General features: G+C 39.3%; 17 protein-coding genes and 1 tRNA gene. 16 read left to right on the plus strand and 2 right to left on the minus strand.

Features of this window, described 5'->3' with window-relative positions:
* The first annotated feature begins 28 nt into the window (after window positions 1–28).
* The 9 genes from Ga0466249_RS20830 to Ga0466249_RS20870 all read left to right on the plus strand — a co-directional run bounded on the left by Ga0466249_RS20830 (window position 29) and on the right by Ga0466249_RS20870 (window position 10,787).
* Window positions 29–721 (plus strand): GntR family transcriptional regulator, encoded by a 693-nt coding sequence (locus Ga0466249_RS20830; protein ID WP_215831418.1) that lies wholly within the window; start codon window positions 29–31, stop codon window positions 719–721.
* 161 nt (window positions 722–882) lie between these two features.
* Window positions 883–2,151 carry a C4-dicarboxylate transporter DcuC gene (dcuC, locus tag Ga0466249_RS20835; RefSeq protein WP_215831419.1) on the plus strand — a complete coding sequence of 423 codons (1,269 nt, stop codon included), beginning with the start codon at window positions 883–885 and terminating at the stop codon, window positions 2,149–2,151.
* Window positions 2,152–2,187: 36 nt separating this feature from the next.
* Window positions 2,188–4,518 (plus strand): hydratase, encoded by a 2,331-nt coding sequence (locus Ga0466249_RS20840; protein ID WP_215831420.1) that lies wholly within the window; start codon window positions 2,188–2,190, stop codon window positions 4,516–4,518.
* A 478-nt stretch (window positions 4,519–4,996) separates the two neighbouring features.
* The gene (locus Ga0466249_RS20845; RefSeq protein WP_215831421.1) at window positions 4,997–6,247 is read left to right on the plus strand and encodes a threonine synthase; all 1,251 of its coding nucleotides are present in this window, start codon (window positions 4,997–4,999) and stop codon (window positions 6,245–6,247) included.
* 44 nt (window positions 6,248–6,291) lie between these two features.
* Window positions 6,292–7,650, plus strand: coding sequence for a PLP-dependent cysteine synthase family protein (locus Ga0466249_RS20850; protein WP_215831422.1), 1,359 nt, complete (start codon window positions 6,292–6,294; stop codon window positions 7,648–7,650).
* 204 nt (window positions 7,651–7,854) lie between these two features.
* Complete coding sequence (locus Ga0466249_RS20855; protein WP_215831423.1) at window positions 7,855–9,183, plus strand: nucleobase:cation symporter-2 family protein; 1,329 nt, start codon at window positions 7,855–7,857, stop codon at window positions 9,181–9,183.
* A gap of 10 nt (window positions 9,184–9,193) precedes the next feature.
* The gene (gene yqeC, locus Ga0466249_RS20860; RefSeq protein WP_215831424.1) at window positions 9,194–9,991 is read left to right on the plus strand and encodes a selenium cofactor biosynthesis protein YqeC; all 798 of its coding nucleotides are present in this window, start codon (window positions 9,194–9,196) and stop codon (window positions 9,989–9,991) included.
* A gap of 34 nt (window positions 9,992–10,025) precedes the next feature.
* On the plus strand, window positions 10,026–10,706 hold the full coding sequence (locus Ga0466249_RS20865) for a nucleotidyltransferase family protein (protein ID WP_215831425.1): 681 nt from the start codon (window positions 10,026–10,028) through the stop codon (window positions 10,704–10,706).
* 5 nt (window positions 10,707–10,711) lie between these two features.
* Window positions 10,712–10,787 (plus strand) — tRNA-Ala (locus Ga0466249_RS20870).
* Window positions 10,788–10,918: 131 nt separating this feature from the next.
* Here the strand turns inward: Ga0466249_RS20870 and Ga0466249_RS20875 are convergent.
* On the minus strand, window positions 10,919–12,133 hold the full coding sequence (locus tag Ga0466249_RS20875; protein ID WP_215831426.1) for a tyrosine-type recombinase/integrase: 1,215 nt from the start codon (window positions 12,131–12,133) through the stop codon (window positions 10,919–10,921).
* 4 nt (window positions 12,134–12,137) lie between these two features.
* Entirely contained in the window at window positions 12,138–13,163 is a 1,026-nt protein-coding gene (locus Ga0466249_RS20880; protein ID WP_215831427.1) for a hypothetical protein, read from the minus strand.
* Between the two features lie 131 nt (window positions 13,164–13,294).
* Here Ga0466249_RS20880 and Ga0466249_RS20885 point away from each other — a divergent pair, with 131 nt between their 5' ends.
* From Ga0466249_RS20885 to Ga0466249_RS20915, 7 genes are read left to right on the plus strand one after another with little or no spacing between them, the layout of a single operon-like run.
* On the plus strand, window positions 13,295–13,627 hold the full coding sequence (locus Ga0466249_RS20885; protein ID WP_215831428.1) for a hypothetical protein: 333 nt from the start codon (window positions 13,295–13,297) through the stop codon (window positions 13,625–13,627).
* Between the two features lie 41 nt (window positions 13,628–13,668).
* Window positions 13,669–13,866 (plus strand): hypothetical protein, encoded by a 198-nt coding sequence (locus Ga0466249_RS20890; protein WP_215831429.1) that lies wholly within the window; start codon window positions 13,669–13,671, stop codon window positions 13,864–13,866.
* Entirely contained in the window at window positions 13,850–14,080 is a 231-nt protein-coding gene (locus Ga0466249_RS20895; RefSeq protein ID WP_215831430.1) for a hypothetical protein, read from the plus strand. Before Ga0466249_RS20890 ends, Ga0466249_RS20895 begins: the two co-directional genes overlap by 17 nt.
* 44 nt (window positions 14,081–14,124) lie before the next feature.
* On the plus strand, window positions 14,125–14,697 hold the full coding sequence (locus Ga0466249_RS20900) for a CHC2 zinc finger domain-containing protein (RefSeq protein ID WP_215831431.1): 573 nt from the start codon (window positions 14,125–14,127) through the stop codon (window positions 14,695–14,697).
* Window positions 14,690–16,435, plus strand: a complete 1,746-nt coding sequence (locus Ga0466249_RS20905) for an AICE element replication initiation protein (RefSeq protein ID WP_215831432.1) — start codon at window positions 14,690–14,692, stop codon at window positions 16,433–16,435. Before Ga0466249_RS20900 ends, Ga0466249_RS20905 begins: the two co-directional genes overlap by 8 nt.
* Window positions 16,432–16,896: a hypothetical protein gene (locus Ga0466249_RS20910; protein ID WP_215831433.1), complete on the plus strand. Its 465-nt coding sequence runs from the start codon at window positions 16,432–16,434 to the stop codon at window positions 16,894–16,896. Before Ga0466249_RS20905 ends, Ga0466249_RS20910 begins: the two co-directional genes overlap by 4 nt.
* The gene (locus tag Ga0466249_RS20915) at window positions 16,893–17,435 is read left to right on the plus strand and encodes an ERCC4 domain-containing protein (protein ID WP_215831434.1); all 543 of its coding nucleotides are present in this window, start codon (window positions 16,893–16,895) and stop codon (window positions 17,433–17,435) included. Before Ga0466249_RS20910 ends, Ga0466249_RS20915 begins: the two co-directional genes overlap by 4 nt.
* Window positions 17,436–17,498 lie beyond the last annotated feature (63 nt).

Genomic DNA, 17,498 nt, shown 5'->3' on the forward strand with positions numbered 1-17,498 from the left:
CAGAATCTTAAAAATAAGGGTGAAATCATTGAATGAGTATGGTGTATCTGCTGAAATTGCAAAAATGAAACCAATACGTGATATTATTTACGATTATCTTCGTCATGCCATCCTTAATGGTGAGATTGCGGAGGGTGAGCGTATTGTAGAACGGGATTTTGCCGAAAAATTTGGGGCAAGTCGTACACCCCTTCGGGAAGCCATCCGTAAGCTTGAGATGGAAGGATTATTGGAGTATATTCCGCGTAAAGGCGCCATAGTCAAAGGACTCGGTTTAGCTGAAATTATAGAAATCTATTCTATCCGCCAAGTTCTTGAAGTTTTAGCTTTTAAAGCTGCTATGTCGCACCTCTCCACAGTGGAATATGCTGCATTGACGTCTATTCTGGATAAGTTAGATCTTGTAGAAAAAAAAGGCGATGTTGAGGTAGTCATTAAAGGTTTGGAAAAATTTGATGAAATTGTCTTGAATGCTAGTAAGATGCCACAGTTAAAAGAGTTTATCCGGACGTTGCAAGAGTCAATTCGGCGGTTTCGCAAACTTAATGTTTCAAATGAAGTCCGTCGTACTGAGGCAATTAGTGAGCATCGAGCTATATTACAGGCTATGATGAATGAAGATATTCATTTGATGGAGCAGTTAGTTTCACAGCATGTCGAGCATGCGCGTCAGCAGTTGCTCAAATTGGTTACGAAGAAAAATGGCAAACCTTTGGTTTAACATAAAGGTTTGTCATTACTAATAAGAGTTTTTTTATCTTAAATGGTATACCGTACACCGTTTAAGATTTATCAATTAATTCTATAAATTTTGATTTAGAATGAAGGTGATATAGTAGTTTTAACAGGCAAAAATAATTGATAAGAAGGGGGAGAAATCTTGTGTTATTGATTTTAGGTGGTATTATTGTTGTCGTTACAATTTATTTATTGATTAGGCAAGTGGAAACACGGATGGTTTTGTTTTGCTCAGGTTTAATCATGGCTACTATCGCCGGGAATCCCATGGCTGGATTTGATGCTTTTTCTCATGCTATGAAAGAAAACAAGCTTTTTGAATCTATTATTGCTGTCATGGGTTTTGCCATGGTCATGAAAGTGACAGAATGTGATAAACATTTGATTCATTTATTGGCTAAAGGATTAAAGCGAGTTGGACCTTTGCTTATACCAGGGGCAACGATTGTTACTTTGTTTATCAATACATCGATTACAAGTTCGGCAGGTTGTTCCGCTGCAGTAGGATCCATTTTAATTCCACTCATGATTTCGGCAGGAATTCATCCGGCTATTGCTGGTGCGGCTATTTATGCGGGAACTTATGGAGCTATGTTTAATCCGGGATATGCACAGGTAGCTATTATTTCCGATGTGTCGCAACAATCGCCGATGGACATTGTTGCCAATCACTTTATGCCTTTATTGGCTTGCGGGCTTATTGGCGCTTTTAGCTTATTATTTTTTGCTTATTTACGTAAGGAAGATAAGGGCTGTAGCATATTTGACAAAAATGTCGAAAATGTGAATGAAGAGTTAAAGATTAATTTAATGCGTGCTATTGTGCCGATCATTCCGTTGGTCATTTTGATTTTGGGTAGTACAAATATGGTTCCGGCTTTTAAACCACTCGGTATTTCTCATGCCATGATTATTGGTGTATTTTGTGCCTTTGTTGTGACGCGTGTCAGCCCGGCAAAGATTTCAAAGGAGTTTTGGCAGGGGGTAGGAAATTCTTTCGGGCATGTTTTTGGTATTATTATTTGTTCCCTTGTGTTTGTAGGTGGCATGAATGAAATTGGGTTAATTAAGGCGTTGACAAATGCCATGATTTTCAATCCAGCCATAGCTAAAATAAGTTCGGCTTTTGGTCCGTTTATATTAGGAATTATGTGTGGATCAGGTGATGCATCAGCTGTTGCTTTTAACAAGGCTGTAACAGTCGATGCGGCTCAATTTGGGTTGTCAGCGATGAATATGGGGAGTATGGCAGCTATTGGTGGCGCTTTAGGGCGAACGATGTCTCCTATAGCTGGTGGATTGATTATTTGTGCTACATTGGCAGGTGTATCGCCGATGGAAGTGGCTAAGCGGAATGCACCTGGTATGGTAATTGCGTGTATTATTTGTATGTTATTGTTATTGTACCGATAAAATTCATTTTATACATTGGAAGGAAGCGTGATTTGTATGGTGGAAGTTAAGAAGAAAGGTGTTTATTTACTTAAGGGCAAGGTACTCGTCGAAGATGCGGATCAATGTTCAATTGCTGAGGTGAATCATCATTTGGCTCAGGCGGGGTTATCTCCGCTCATTCAGGACAAAATAGAGCAAGAAAAAGCATGCACAGCAACGATGGCTTATGGAATTTTAAAGTCTCATAATGTAGCTAATGACATGAAAAACCTTCAGTTACGGTTTGATGCACTGACTTCTCACGATATTACTTATGTGGGAATTATTCAAACGGCACTTGCTAGTGGACTGAAGGAGTTTCCTGTTCCTTATGTGTTGACAAATTGTCATAATAGTTTGTGCGCTGTCGGTGGCACGATTAATGAAGATGATCACATTTTCGGTTATTCAGCGGCGAAGAAATTCGGTGGAATTTTCGTTCCACCTCATCAGGCTGTCATCCATCAGTATATGCGTGAAATGATGGCAGGCTGTGGTAAGATGATTCTTGGATCTGACAGTCATACGCGCTATGGAGCACTGGGAACAATGGCTATTGGCGAAGGCGGTCCGGAAATTGTGAAGCAGCTATTAAAGCGTACGTACGAAATCTCTCGTCCCGAAGTAATCGCCATATATTTAGATGGAAAGCCGAAATTGGGCGTGGGACCTCAAGATGTAGCGCTTGCTATTATTCGTGCTGTATTTAAAGAGGGAATTGTCAAAAATAAAGTCATGGAGTTCGTAGGACCGGGTATTTCAAATCTTTCTGTTGATTTTCGTAACGGTATTGATGTTATGACGACAGAAACAACCTGTTTATCTTCCATTTGGTGTACAGATGAGCAGGTTGAAAAATACTATAAGATTCATGGGCGTAAGGAGGCTTATCAAAAACTGGAGCCAGGCGAAGTGAGTTATTATGATGGCCTTGTAAAGGTGAATTTAAGTAAGATCGAGTCGATGATTGCACTTCCCTTCCATCCAAGTAATGTATGGACAGTGCATGAACTGAATGATTATGGAGCAGATATTTTGCGCCAAGTAGAGTTAGAAGGGCAGCAAAAAATAGAGAATCCTCATTTGAAATTAAATTTAACAGAGAAGCTTGTCAATGGGCGGCTGAAAGTGGATCAGGGTATTGTTGCGGGTTGTGCTGGCGGTACGTTTGAAAATATTGTGGCGATGACAGCTATTTTAGGTAAGCAGAGTGTCGGTGATTTTTCTTTAAGTGTTTATCCTTCTAGTCAGCCTGTTTTTCTGGAATTAATGAATAATGGCTCTATTGAACAGCTCACAATTGCAGGTGCCAGCATTCGTTCAGCTTTCTGCGGTCCTTGCTTTGGTGCAGGTGATGTTCCAGCGAATAATGGCTTAAGTATTCGTCATACTACACGTAACTTTATTAATCGTGAAGGTTCCAAGCCTGTTGATGGACAATTGGCATCGGTAGCTTTAATGGATGCTCGTTCGATTGCGGCGACCGCTCTAAATGGGGGCCAACTGACAGCAGCTACGGATGTGGAATTTACTCCTTCGCAGCAGACTTATCAATTTAATAAACAAATTTATGACAATCGTGTTTATCAGGGTTTTGGTAAAGCAAATTCAGATGAAAAGCTTATTTTTGGACCCAATATTATTTCATGGCCTAAAGTTCGTGCTTTACCGGAAAATTTGCTTTTGAAATTTGCTTCAGTCATTCATGATCCTGTTACAACGACAGATGAACTGATTCCATCAGGCGAGACTTCATCTTATCGTTCTAATCCTTTGCGTCTGGCCGAATTTACCTTGTCCCGTAAAGATCCTGCTTATGTGGGAAAAGCCAAGGCTATTCAGCAATTAGAAGTGAAACGGCAGCTGATTGCTGAAGGTGGGGCTATCGATGACTTAGCAAAAATATTTTTGCCGATTATAGATGAAGGACAGTCAGAGGAGCAGATAAAGCAGCTTGTGACTCATACTGGTTTAGGCAGCGTTATTTTTGCCATAAAACCGGGCGATGGCTCAGCACGCGAACAAGCAGCTTCTTGTCAGAGAGTACTTGGTGGAGATGCCAATATTGCTGTTGAATATGCGACAAAACGTTATCGCAGCAATCTTATCAATTGGGGAATGATACCTTTTACAATTGCCAGTGACGACAAGGAAAAAATTAATGTAGATGATTTGCTGTATATTCCAGCGATTCGTCAGGCTATTGTGAGTGGCAAAGAAACAGTGACAGCTTATATTATTCATTCCGACAAGAAAACAGCCATTGAATTAATTATGCAAAATCTTTCGCAGGATGATCGTGATATCCTTTTATCAGGCTGCTTAATTAATTATTATACAGATTAAAATCGGTTAATTTATGAATAATGGATAATGATTATTCATGAATATTAAATTTAAAAATATTGCCAAAAGGGCTTGTTTTTTGTCTGAATGTCGTTTATAATCGAATTAAGGTAAGGTTTACTGAAAGAAGTAAAAATCCAGTGAGAAGGGTGAGTCCAATGGGACAGGATGTTGTTTTATATGACATTTTTTCACTTGGAGGTCATTCTGTTGTAAACTCAACTAGGGTTTTGACAATTAAATAGTTTGATTTAGGGTGCGTAACAGTTTACGCCTCCATACGATAATATCGTAAAGCTTATGACAAGAGGAATGCTCCGGCATTCCTCTTTTTTTATAGTATAAGTGAATTGGAATTTTATAGAAAAAAATACAAACTATAAGCAGGAGAATAGGTTTCCTATGTGTAATGTCTGAATTAACCTTTCAATTCAATTTTAATTAAAGGCGAGTTTTTTTGCGCAGGAGGTTAACAAGTTTGAGTTATGTCATTGGGCTTCGTTGTGTGAAATGTAGCAAGGAGTTTTTAAGTAGCTCAGTAGATTATTATTGTCCAGACTGCGGTTATCATGAAGGAATTCTTGATGTTCTTTACGATTATGAAAAAATTTCTCGCGTACTTACGAAAGAAAAGTTACAAAACGACAGCAACCGTTCTCTATGGCGTTATTTACCACTACTGCCGATTGAGCAGCCGGAATTACTCAGTCATTTACATGTGGGCTGGACGCCTCTTTATGAGGTTCCTCGTTTGGCTTCAGCACTTGGAGTACAGACATGCTATGTAAAAGACGAAGGGCGTAACCCAACAGGGTCCTTTAAGGATCGGGCCAGTTCAATTGGTGTTATTAAAGCACAAGAGAAAAAAGCTGAACGCATTACTTGTGCTTCCACGGGAAATGCGGCTTCTTCTTTAGCAGGATTTGCTGCTTCACAAGGTTTGCCTGCTACGATTTTTGTACCTCAGCGGGCACCAGAAGCTAAAGTAGCGCAATTACTTATTTTCGGAGCTCAGGTATTTTCTGTGCAAGGTACTTATGATCAAGCATGGGAACTATGTATGGAGGCCAGTCGCCAGTTTGGTTGGTATAATAGGAATTGCGCGATTAACCCTTATCTAATTGAGGGGAAAAAAACAGTATCTCTTGAAATAGCTGAGCAGTTTTTTGATCAACCAGCAGAAAAAATTCCTGATTGGGTTGTTGTGGCTGTTGGCGATGGTTGTACAATAGCAGGCGTTTGGAAAGGATTTAAAGAAATGCATCAACTTGGGCTGTTACAGAAGGTGCCAAAAATTTTAGGCGTCCAAGCAGAAGGCTGTCAGCCGTTTGTTACAGCATGGAAAAATAAAACGGACCTACAGCCCTGTCTGGAAGGTGATACACTTGCTGACTCTATTGCTGTGGGGTATCCACGGAATTTTTATAAAGGAATGCAAGCGGTTCTTGAGTCCTGCGGCGCTTATGTAGCTGTTCAAGACGAAGATATTTTGCGTAGCATGACCACTTTAGCCCGGACTGCTGGAGTGTTTGGTGAACCAGCGGGTGTTGCCGGTGTAGCGGGTATTTTGAAAGCAAAAAAATTAGGATTTATTTCGTCTACGGATTCTGTTGTTCTCATTGTTACGGGTAATGGCTTAAAAGATATTCACAGTGCTATTATTGCCACTGGTTCAACGACGAAAATTGAACCAACACTCGAAGCAGTCACAGCTGCTTTAAAGCAATAATTGTTAAATGAATTGAATATAAATTGTTGAGGAGGTTTTTGAAAATGCCACAAATTCCTTTTTCACCTACTTATGAAGAGATGCTTCATCCGGAAAAAATTGCACCTGATGTTAGAAAAACTGCTTTGTCAGCGCTTAAGACCGATGAATTGAATCCCATTAATTTATTTAATATTACTTGGAAAAGCAGTAAAAATAAAACGCGTAAAGTAGTTCTTCCTGCTGCGCTAACAGGCATTGAAGCCAATATAGTTGTATTGCTTGGCTGTGGTTTTCCTTCTGGTTCCCATAAAGTAGGGCCCGCTTATAGTACTCTAATTGAAGGACTAGTTGATGGCGAAATTATTCCTGGCAAACATACTATTTTAGGGCCTTCAACAGGAAATTTTGGAATTGGTACGGCTTACATATCGAAGTTACTTGGTTTTCGAGCTATCGTGATCATGCCGGATAATATGAGTAAAGAACGTTATGAACGCATTGAAAAATATGGCGGTCAATTAGAATTGACACCGGGGTCGGAATCAGATGTTATCTTAACATTGGAAAAAACGCATGAAATGATGAAAAATCCTGAGTATAAGGCTTTGGCTCAATTTGAGCTTTTTCCTAATTATCGCTTTCATCGTCATGTTACAGGAATAAGTGCTATTGAGGCCGTTCAAAGTGTTGGCAATGGTCGTATTGCCGGATTTGTATCGGCTCCAGGATCAGCGGGAACACTCGCAGCAGGCGATCAAATAAAAGTTGCTTTTCCTGAATGCAAGATTGCTGCTCTGGAGCCTTATGAATGTTCCACTTTAGCCAATGGAGGGTGCGGTCAGCATCGTATTGAGGGGATTGGCGACAAAATGTGCACTCTTATTCATAACGTGCTGACAACGGATTTTGTTATTCTAATTAAAGATGAAGAAACCATTCAGGGATTGAAAATATTTCATGATGGTTTAGAGACGTTAGTAAAATTAGGGGTTGAGCGTGCTTTTGCTGAAGAATTAGCTCGTTCTTTTGGTCCATCCGGTATTTGTAACGTTATTGGCGCCATTAAGCTGGCTAAACATCTACGTTTGGGGCCAAATGATAATGTTGTTACAGTAGCAACAGATGGTTTTGATCGCTATCAGTCCGTATTGGAGGATCTTAATCAGCGTTATTTGGAAACACCTGAAATCGTTCTGGACCGTTGGGCGGTAGACATTTTCTTAAATGCCCAAGATGAGGATATTTTTGATTGCCGCAATGTCAGCCATAAAGAACGGTTGTTTGCTCAGAAAGAATCTGATTGGTTGAAATTTGGTTATTCTAAAGGATATTTAGATTCTATGCGCGATATGAGTTTTTGGGATGAACAATATAATAAAATTGGTCTCTATAATGGAAAAATAATTGAGAAACGGGTTTGAATTTTATTATAAGCTGAAGGATGAGGCGTTTCTGTTCAAAGATTGTTTAACTAATGCGGGTGTGGTATGATATAAAAGTTCAACAAAGCAGTGATGTCTTGTCTGTAGTAATGAAATGGTTGTAGCAATGGCGCTCGAAGATGAGGTTTGCTTGTCTTTTGGGCGTCTTTTATATCAAAATAAATCTAAAAGGAGAAGTGTATTATGTCTGATCAACGTCATCCAGTTCATGAAATATTGCCTTTTGGGCAAATGTTTACGTATGGCTTTCAACATGTCTTAGCAATGTATGCGGGAGCTGTTGCTGTGCCTTTGATTTTAGCAGGCGCATTACATTTACCAGTAGATCAACTGATTTTTTTAATTAATGCCGATTTGTTTACTTGTGGACTGGCAACCGTGATTCAAACCATGGGATTTTGGAAATTTGGTGTCCGCATCCCTGTGATTCAAGGGGTTACTTTTGCTGCTGTTACTCCCATGATCATGATTGGCAAGGTGCACGGTCTAACAGGGATTTATGGAGCAGTTATTGTGGGTGGGTTGGCTACTTTGCTTGTAGCACCCTATTTTAGTCGTCTCATTCGTTTTTTTCCGCCTGTTGTTACAGGGTCGATTATATCCATTATTGGTATTTCCCTGTTGCCAGTAGCGGTACTTTGGGTTGGTGGCGGTAATCCATCTTCGCCTGATTTTGCAACGGCACCACAGATTTCACTTGCTGGTATTGTACTTGTTATGATTTTATGTTTTAATCGTTATTTTACTGGGTTCTTAAAAAATATTGCCGTGTTGTTAGGACTCATTATTGGTACAATCATGGCGATTCCCTTAGGTTTTGTGAATTTTTCTAGTGTCATGAAGGCCCAGTGGCTGGGGATGACAACGCCCTTTGCTTTTGGATTACCAACCTTTGATATTACTGCGATTTTTTCGATGGTTCTTGTCATGATCGTTGTAATGGTTGAGACAACCGGTGATTTTATTGCCATCGGTGAAATTATTGACAAACCAATTTCACAGGATGATTTAACAAGAGGACTGCGAGCTGATGGGCTTTCTACCATTTTAGGGGGGATTTTAAACTGTTTTCCTTATACTGCTTTTGCACAAAATGTCGGACTTATTGGGTTAACAGGTGTTAAAAGCCGTTTTGTTGTAGCAATGTCAGGCGTTATTCTTATGGTACTTGGTTTATTTCCGAAGATGGCAGCCATCGTGGCTTCCGTACCTGCTGCTGTTTTAGGTGGAGCAGGCTTGGTCATGTTTGGCGTTGTAGCTGCAAGTGGCATTCGGACGCTGGCGAAGGTAGATTTTAATGATTCACAAAATCTTATGATTGTTGCAGTTAGTTTAGCCATTGGCTTAATCCCTTTAGCTATGCCGGATTTTTATAATAAATTTCCTGAGTGGACGCAAGTCGTTATGCACAGCGGAATTACGGCAGGAAGTTTAACAGCCGTTATTTTAAATGCCGCTTTAAATTATGGTAAAGACCATAGTGACTTTACAACTTCTATTTCCGGGAAATAGGGAGAATGTGATGAATTTATCGCTAAGTGAAGTCTTGCAGGTACCAGACGCAGGTATTGTTGCAGTTGTAGGAGCAGGCGGGAAAACAGCATTGATTTTAGCTTTATCACAGGAAGCCCAATGTCGGGGATGTTCTTGTTTGATTACAACAACAACAAAGATGTCAAGGGACCAAATAAGTCCCTTGAAGGTGCTGTTAGAAGTACCAATGCTTGTGGATAAATCTGTTGATAATTCTGTGGAAAACTGGGATGGAAAGAGTATTTGTGTGTGGGCCTCGGCATGTGAAATAGGTAAGTTGAGAGGGATTTTACCTACTGAAATTGATGCTCTTTACCAAACTTATCCCCAACTGTTAATGTTCGTAGAAAGTGATGGTGCAAGAGGGTGTTGGGTCAAAGCACCTGCTGATTGGGAGCCTGTTGTACCTGTAACATCGTACATCACACTAGGAGTTTTAAATGTGAAAGCACTTGGTTATCGCTTGGATTCAGCTATTGTACATCGAGCAGAGCAAGTCACAAAATTGCTTAACAAAGCGCCGGATGAAAGGCTTGAAATGCCGGATTTACTGGATTTAGCAACGCATGCTGAAGGGATCTTTCGCCAAACTTATGGAAGACGTATTCTGGTTTTTACTGGGGGAGAGACCTTGACAGGCATGCAACAAGAGCTTCTTGTGCATTATTTTCGTCACAGTGTTTGTCAGTCAGCTTATGCCATTGAACGCTTCGTTATCTTAGGACGAAAGGAAGCGTCTTTTACGGTTCTTGCTGTAGAAACGAACAAGTTATCCCCTTGTGGATAACAGCGTGAGAAAGTAAGAAACAGGTTGTTGATAAATGCTGCTGAGTATTGAAATTCAAGGGAAAACACAAGTGGATAATCTTGTGGATAACCTGTTGAAAAGGTGGATAAGTGTGTGGGTGAATCATAAGATCGGTGTCATTGTTCTTGCTGCAGGATTCGCGAATCGAATGGGAAAAGAGAAATTGCTATTATCTTTTCGTGGCAAGCCGTTGCTCAGTTATGCACTGAATTTGATTGAAAAATTACCTGTTAAAGAAAAAATTGCTGTAATTGGCGAACCCAAACAGCCATTGCAAAGCCTTTGCGCTCAGTATCATATTTCGAGTATTTATAATAAGAACAGGCATTTAGGACAAGCATCTTCGATTGCTTGTGGGGTGTCTTATTTGCCTCAAGATCTTGAGGCTTTCCTTTTTGTTGTTGGGGATCAGCCATTTCTAACGGGAAAACTGGTTGACAAATTAATTAATATCTGGCAAACTTATAAAAGTAGTCAAATAATTATTCGTCCTTACTTTGAAGGACGAGGATATCATCCTGTATTGTTTGGTGCTGACTGGAGAGAAGAACTCTTGTCTTTAACAGGTGATGCGGGTGGGCGAACTTTAATTCAACGTCATCCAGAGTGTGTGGTACCTGTATACTGGGATAACGGAGATGAATTTGTCGATATTGATACATTAGATGATTATGCATTTTGGAATCAATTATAAGTTGTGGGGGCGTAGCTCAGTTGGGAGAGCGTTTGGCTCGCATTCAAAAGGTCAGGGGTTCGATTCCCCTCGTCTCCACCAGTAAATTCAAGTCTTCGCAGGAATGCGAGGACTTTTATTATGTCACCTAGTGACAGTATTGGTGACAGTCACTTAAAAATCATTATTAATTTAGACAAACATTCGCCAACACAAAGAAAGAGCAGACCATTTTATTTGGCCTGCTTTTTTTGTGCCTGTTTTGCCTTTTCTGTTGCCTGTTGTACGAAATCTCCTAAAGTATTAGCTGTTTCCTTTTCGGCTGATTTTAATAGGTGAGCGTAAATATTCATAGTGGTTGATGTTTGGGCATGTCTTAATTTGCCGGATACAGTTCGAACATCGGTGCCACTTGCAATTAAATATGTTGCCGTCATGTGTCTAAACATGTGAGGGCTTATTGATGGCAATCCCTCCCGAATAGTGAATCTCTTAATCCAAGTATAAAAACTATCCGGGTGTGCCGGAGTACCATTCCATGTAGTGAAGACTAAGCCTGATTCATGCCACTTATCACCAATCAGTAATTTCTTTTCTTTCTGTTTTACCTGTTGGTGCCTTAATAAATCAGTGACATATGGCGGTATAGAAATGTCGGCGTTACTGGCTTTGTTTTTAGTTCCTTTTAATTTTATACCACTTTTTGGCGTGTAAACTGATGCAGACTCTATTTTAAGGGTATTTTCTTCAAAGTTTACGCATTCCCATTTAAGACCGAATATTTCTTCACGCCGCAAGCCACCAGAAAAGGCAAGGTGTACCATTAGCTGATATTTAAGGTCTTCATTTTCAATAGCTAACAAGAAATTTCCTAATTCTTCTTGCGTATACACTTGTTTGACTTTGTGCTCTACTTTTGGTGGGTCAACTCTTTCAACTGGATTATAGGGCAGCATATTCCACTGTACTGCCTTAGCAAAGAGGCTATGTAGTAAGGAAAAGTGTTTTCTTATAGTATTGGAAGATAGTCTGTCTTTTGTTTTGCTAATTCCCGGCTCTGCCATATTTTTTAAAAATGCTTGTATATGCCTAGGTTCAATTTGGTCTATGCGTTTTTTGCCTAATGCTTGCTTTATTCTGGTAAATAGATTTTCATTGTAGGCTAATGTCTTTATTTCATGGTTTTTTAAGGCATAATTTTCTTTCCAATAGTCGTAAAACTGGGATAAAGTCATTTTACCGCTGTTTGATGATTCACCTTTTTCAATATCCTGCTGGAATAACGCAAGTTGCTTTCTGGCTTCTTGCTCTTGCTTATCAGGACTGTCACTGGTGACATGAACAGTCTTTGTGTGGCGAATTCTTTTGCCGCCACCGTCAAAACCGCCTGATACAGTTAATTTCCAGCTATGTATACCTGTCTTTTGAACGCTACCATAACTCGCCATTAGCTTACACTTCCTTTTTTAGTAAACGGTCTTTTTCTTTTCTTAGCAATGGCAAAATTTCTTCATGTTCATAACCTTCATCTATTAATTTTTCACCGTACTCTAAAACCTTATCTTTTATTGTTTGGGCATATTGTTTTCCAGCACCATCAAACTTTCCTCTTACCAGCCATTGGCGCAGTACACTGTTAATTTTCCCAATGGGGTTGCTACTGTGCCATTTTTGCTTACAATCTGTATTTTTGCAATAGCGTCTACTATCTGTGGTTAGTGCGCCACAAAACTTGCAAATATTGAACTTTTGAGAGTTTGATATCATTTCTAAAACAAAAATCATTAGAGGATCGGTTATTGTACTTTGTACGATTGTTAAACCATTTTCTGTTATAAAATTGGTAGATGTTAACTCTATTTTTTTTGATATATTTTTATATAGTTGCTCTGATAACCAGTTTTGTTTTGCTCGAAGTTTACCTTTGGAGAGTAAATCTTTATCGGTTTGATGAACACGTATCCCTATATAATCATCTGGCATATCAACGTGTATATTTATATCTAGTGTGCTGTAGATCGTATTATTTGCAAATTGAATAGCAGCTATTTCATTCCCTATGGGAACAAGCATACTTAAGGATATATAAATGGAGTCTTTTCCTTTTTGATCGTTTAATACATCAGCGAGTTTTTTACACAGTGTATGAATGTCTTTAGTCTGTCTAATCACTAACAAAGTGTAAAGTTTGAGCAGTGATGCACTAATCTCTTCATTAGTAGCATTCTTCATAGTAAAAATGTTCCCATATTTTTTACAATAATTTGGAAACTGGTTGATGAAAAATTCGTGCCTGGATTCAGTCAACTTAGGAAGTCTAACGGTCACAAAATACTTTTCGTTTTCATTGATAGTACCGAAAAAATCTCTTAGTAATTGATAAGTGTCAATAATAAAATCATTAACACTTGGCATAGTTTTGGTTATTGGGAATTTCGGCATAAGCTTAACTTGGGCTGGTAAAATATTTCTTGTCACAACTTCATACGCCTCCTTGTTGTTACGATTATATCATTGTATGATTAGAGATGTCAACAAGGTATTGATGATGAAAACCGAATAAGTTCCTCTTGTTCACTCAGAGGATGATGAAAAGGAGAGATTATATTATGCCTGATAATCCGGCATGCGCCGCCAGAAAAAAGATGGTTGCTCGAAAAAAAGAAGGGCAACAACGGCGGCGTAACTCTTGGGAGAAGATCGTAAAGATCAGAACAGAAAATTGTATCACAATAGATAATGTTATTAATAAACCCATTGATAAAATCAAAAGTTCATGGGACAGTGAATTAATATACTTCACAGCGAACAATATATCAGCTTGTAAACGCAAAGAAGAAAAAGAAAATGAGCAAGTCAATACAAAACCATCAATAGTGGATATTAATTTATTTAATGGAAAATCACCGTTGCCAACAAAATGGAAATACGTTACACAATAGCCATCTACGGGTGGTTTCACTTTTATAGGAGGAGTTTTAAAATGGCAAATAAAGATATTAGAGTGAAAATAGCGTTATCACTTATTCCTAAATGGAAGATTGCCGAAATGGTTGGAATTGCTGATGCAACTTTCAGTAGATGGTTACGTAGAGAATTGTCAGAAGAGAAAAAGCAGCGAATTTTAGTAGCTATAGATAAATTGGCAAAGGGGGCTACTAATAATGGCACTTGTCAATAAAGCGGAACTTGCAAAATATCTTGACTCTACAGGAAAAATTGTTACTGATTGGACAGTCTTTCATTGGTATAAGCAAGAAGGGATGCCTTGCATCCGTATAGGCCGAAGGGTATTTTTTCAAACAGAGTCAGTCGAAAAATGGTTACATGAGCGTGAAAGCGGCGACCAGAAGGAAAAGCCAGTTGAATATGGCAAGCTACGGCAGATTAATTAAGACAAATAAAAATGCCGCTATTCGGCGATAGCAGCATAAATGAGGTGATATATACGATTTGTTACAATAATTATACCACAAACGGAGAAAAACCGCCAATTTTAGACGTATTGAGCGATTATTATGGAATTATTCCTAAAACAAGAGGTCGACGTGGATGTTGCTTATCAATATTTCAACAAGAAAGAACCCCGTCAATGATTATTTATATTGATCAAGATAGATATTATGATTTTTCCAGTGGCAAGTACGGTGACAGTTTTGATTTACTTCAAATGGCTACTGGAAAAAGTTATGCCGAACTTCGTAAAGAGTACGGTTTTACTCCTGATGCCGATACCATAAGACGGCGTAAGCAAGATAGAAAAAAGGAGCAGCGATTTCAGCAACAATTAAAAGCTTGTTGGATTCGAATGGTTCAGTTACTTCACAAAACTTATGCTGCTGAAAAAATAGTCAAAGGTGTACCAACGGATAGAAACCTTTCTTTAATGTCGGATGCTTTCTTTGTTCGTGAGATCGCAGAACATATTCTCGCTCTGCTGGAATCAGGGGAGCGATTGAAAGAGCAACACGGATTATGGTTAGCGGAAGATCGAGGGTTATTTGATGGCTAAAAAATCAGATCCAGAATATGACGAATACGGATGTAGGAAAGTACAGCAAGCAGATGCAGGGGAAGAAGATTCAAAGAAACCTAGCCAATCAGACATATTACTAGGGATCGTTAATGAGTGTCAACTGTTTCATGATGAATTGAAAGAACCATACGTTAAATTTAAGGTTCATAATCATGTGGAGGTTTGGCCCGTCCGTTCAACGCTTTTTAAACGGTGGCTAGTCGGTCAGTTTTATTATTTGACGGGCAGAGGGTGTAATTCGGATGCTATTAATCAGGCTTTGAATGTTGCGGAAGCTAAGTCGCTATTTGACGGTATCATGATTAAGTTGTCTTTACGATGTGCCGAATGCGAGGGTATTTTCTGGTATGACCTAGCTAACGACTTATGGGAAGCCGTTAAAATCAGTCCTGATGGTTGGGAGATTATGAAATCACCTATTCTGTTTAGGAGATTTGCCAATACGGCAGAGCAGGTTAAGCCGTCAAGGAATGGTGATATTCATTTACTTAGAAAATTCGTTAATCTAAAAAATGATAACGAGTTCAATTTATTAGCCGTGTATCTTGTCTCTTGCTTGATTCCGGATGTTCCTAAAATAATTGTTCCGTTGTCGGGAGAAAAGGGTGCAAGCAAGTCAACTATGTTGAGGATACTTCGGCGACTAATTGACCCTGCGGCGAAGGAACTATTAACCATGCCACATGATCAAAAAGAATTGCCGTTAACACTGTATAAAAACTATATGCCTGCTTTCGATAATTTGAGCAATCTTAATGAATGGCAGTCAGATGTTTTATGTTGTGCAGCAACGGGTGGAGGAATTAGTAAACGCAAGCTTTATACGGATGATGACGAAGTTATATTATCTTTTCTGCGTTGTGTAACTCTGAATGGAATAAACACGGTGGCAACAAAACCGGACTTATTGGACAGGTCGATTCCTTTTGAATTGGAACGTATTGATGGGGACCACAGACAAACAGAACGGCAATTCTGGAAAGCGTTTGAGGAAGTAAGACCCCTTATATTAGGTGGGATGTTCGATATTCTTGTTAGAGCGATGACAATTTATCCGACAGTTAAGCTAGATAAGTTGCCTAGAATGGCAGATTTTTGTCAATGGGGATATGCAATTGCTGAATCAATGGGCGAGTGGTCAGGTGATGAATTTTTAATGGCTTATTATCGCAATATCGGACGTGCTAATGATGAAGCGATTCGTAATAGTCCTGTAGCCAATGCAGTTATCATTTTTATGAACAGTCGAGCCGTTTGGAACGGTTCTGCTGCTGACTTGCTAAAAGAACTAGGGAACGTTGCATTTCGTGAAAGGATAGATACCAATAGTAAAACATGGCCAAGGTCGGCGGTAGCCCTTGCGAAACGACTGAAGCATTATAAGAGTAATTTTGCAGATGCTGGAATCATGTATAAATCCGAGTATAACTCAAAATCAAACTCTAACCATATCTACTTCCAAAAGGTAGTGAATTATACCCAGAATACCCAGTGTGCCCAGAAAACACAGGAAAATCAAGGGGTTATTAGTCTGGGAACGAGTCTGGGTATAGAAACTAACAATTGCATTCCCAGTAGAATACCCAGTGTACCCAGTGACGTACCCAGTGGCACGAAACCAGATTCTATAAGGGCTTACGGGAATACTGGGAATACTGGGAACAACTCCCCCACATTTGGAGAAACAAAATATTATGAAGGAACGATAGAATGAAACCACTTCGTGATTTAGAACGAATCGGAATTGATGTATATTTGTCCGATAAGGGCAAACTAAAATATCGCAGTAGGCAGCCACCAGATAAAGGGGCTGCTTTTTTGTTGGATGAATTAAAAATCTGCAAGGATGAGGTTATAAGTTATTTACAAGCCAACAGAATGGACGCGCAAACAGCAATTCAACAGGCACATGATAAAACATTAGGGCAAGCTGTTTTAATTGAATGCAGGCCTGAATATGCAGAGATTTGGGATGGACCGTTATGGTTGTGTCCTGATGATAAAGCCAAGCAACAGGTACAGCAAAAGTACCCTGATGATTTTACCCTGTCGGCAAAAGAGTTTTTCGATATATGTCACTTGATTGTAGCTGATGGGCAACAGACTGCCGTACCTTTGATTAAGGCAATGAAGCTATTCAGAGGTAGCCTACAAACAAAGGAGGTGAATGCGTGAAGTACCATTATACAAACAGTGAATTAAAGAGCCTACTGCAAAGTATGGTCATTCTAATTGATACCCGCGAGCAGGAAAATGGCCATATTATTACCTATTTTGATAAGAAAAAGATTCGATATTTAAGCCGAAAGCTTGAGTATGGTGATTACTCTTGTTTACTTCCCGCGTCCCCACAAATAGGGATTCAGCGGGATATTTATTTTACAGATTCTATTGTGATTGAGCGTAAGGCCAGTATTGAAGAATTGTCCGGCAATCTGACAAAAGACCGGACAAGGTTTGAGAGTGAATTACTACGGGCTGGCAAAACAAAGCTGTACCTAATGATTGAGAATGAAAATGGCTATTCTGATATTGTCGGTCATAGATACCGAACACAATATGAGCCTAAGTCATTTATTGCGACATTAAAAACCTATGAAGCACGATATGGATTAGATATGAATTTCATTCCTGCTGCATGTGCTGGAAACTTCATCTATTACACATTGTTTTACCATTGTCGAGAATTTTTGAAAGGAGAGATAGCAGTATGAGAATATTTCATATTTGTAATGCAGGACAGCTTATTGCCGCTGTAATTTTGGCAGGGATGATAG

It is taken from the genome of Pelorhabdus rhamnosifermentans (assembly GCF_018835585.1).
GTDB lineage: Bacteria > Bacillota > Negativicutes > UMGS1260 > UMGS1260 > Pelorhabdus > Pelorhabdus rhamnosifermentans.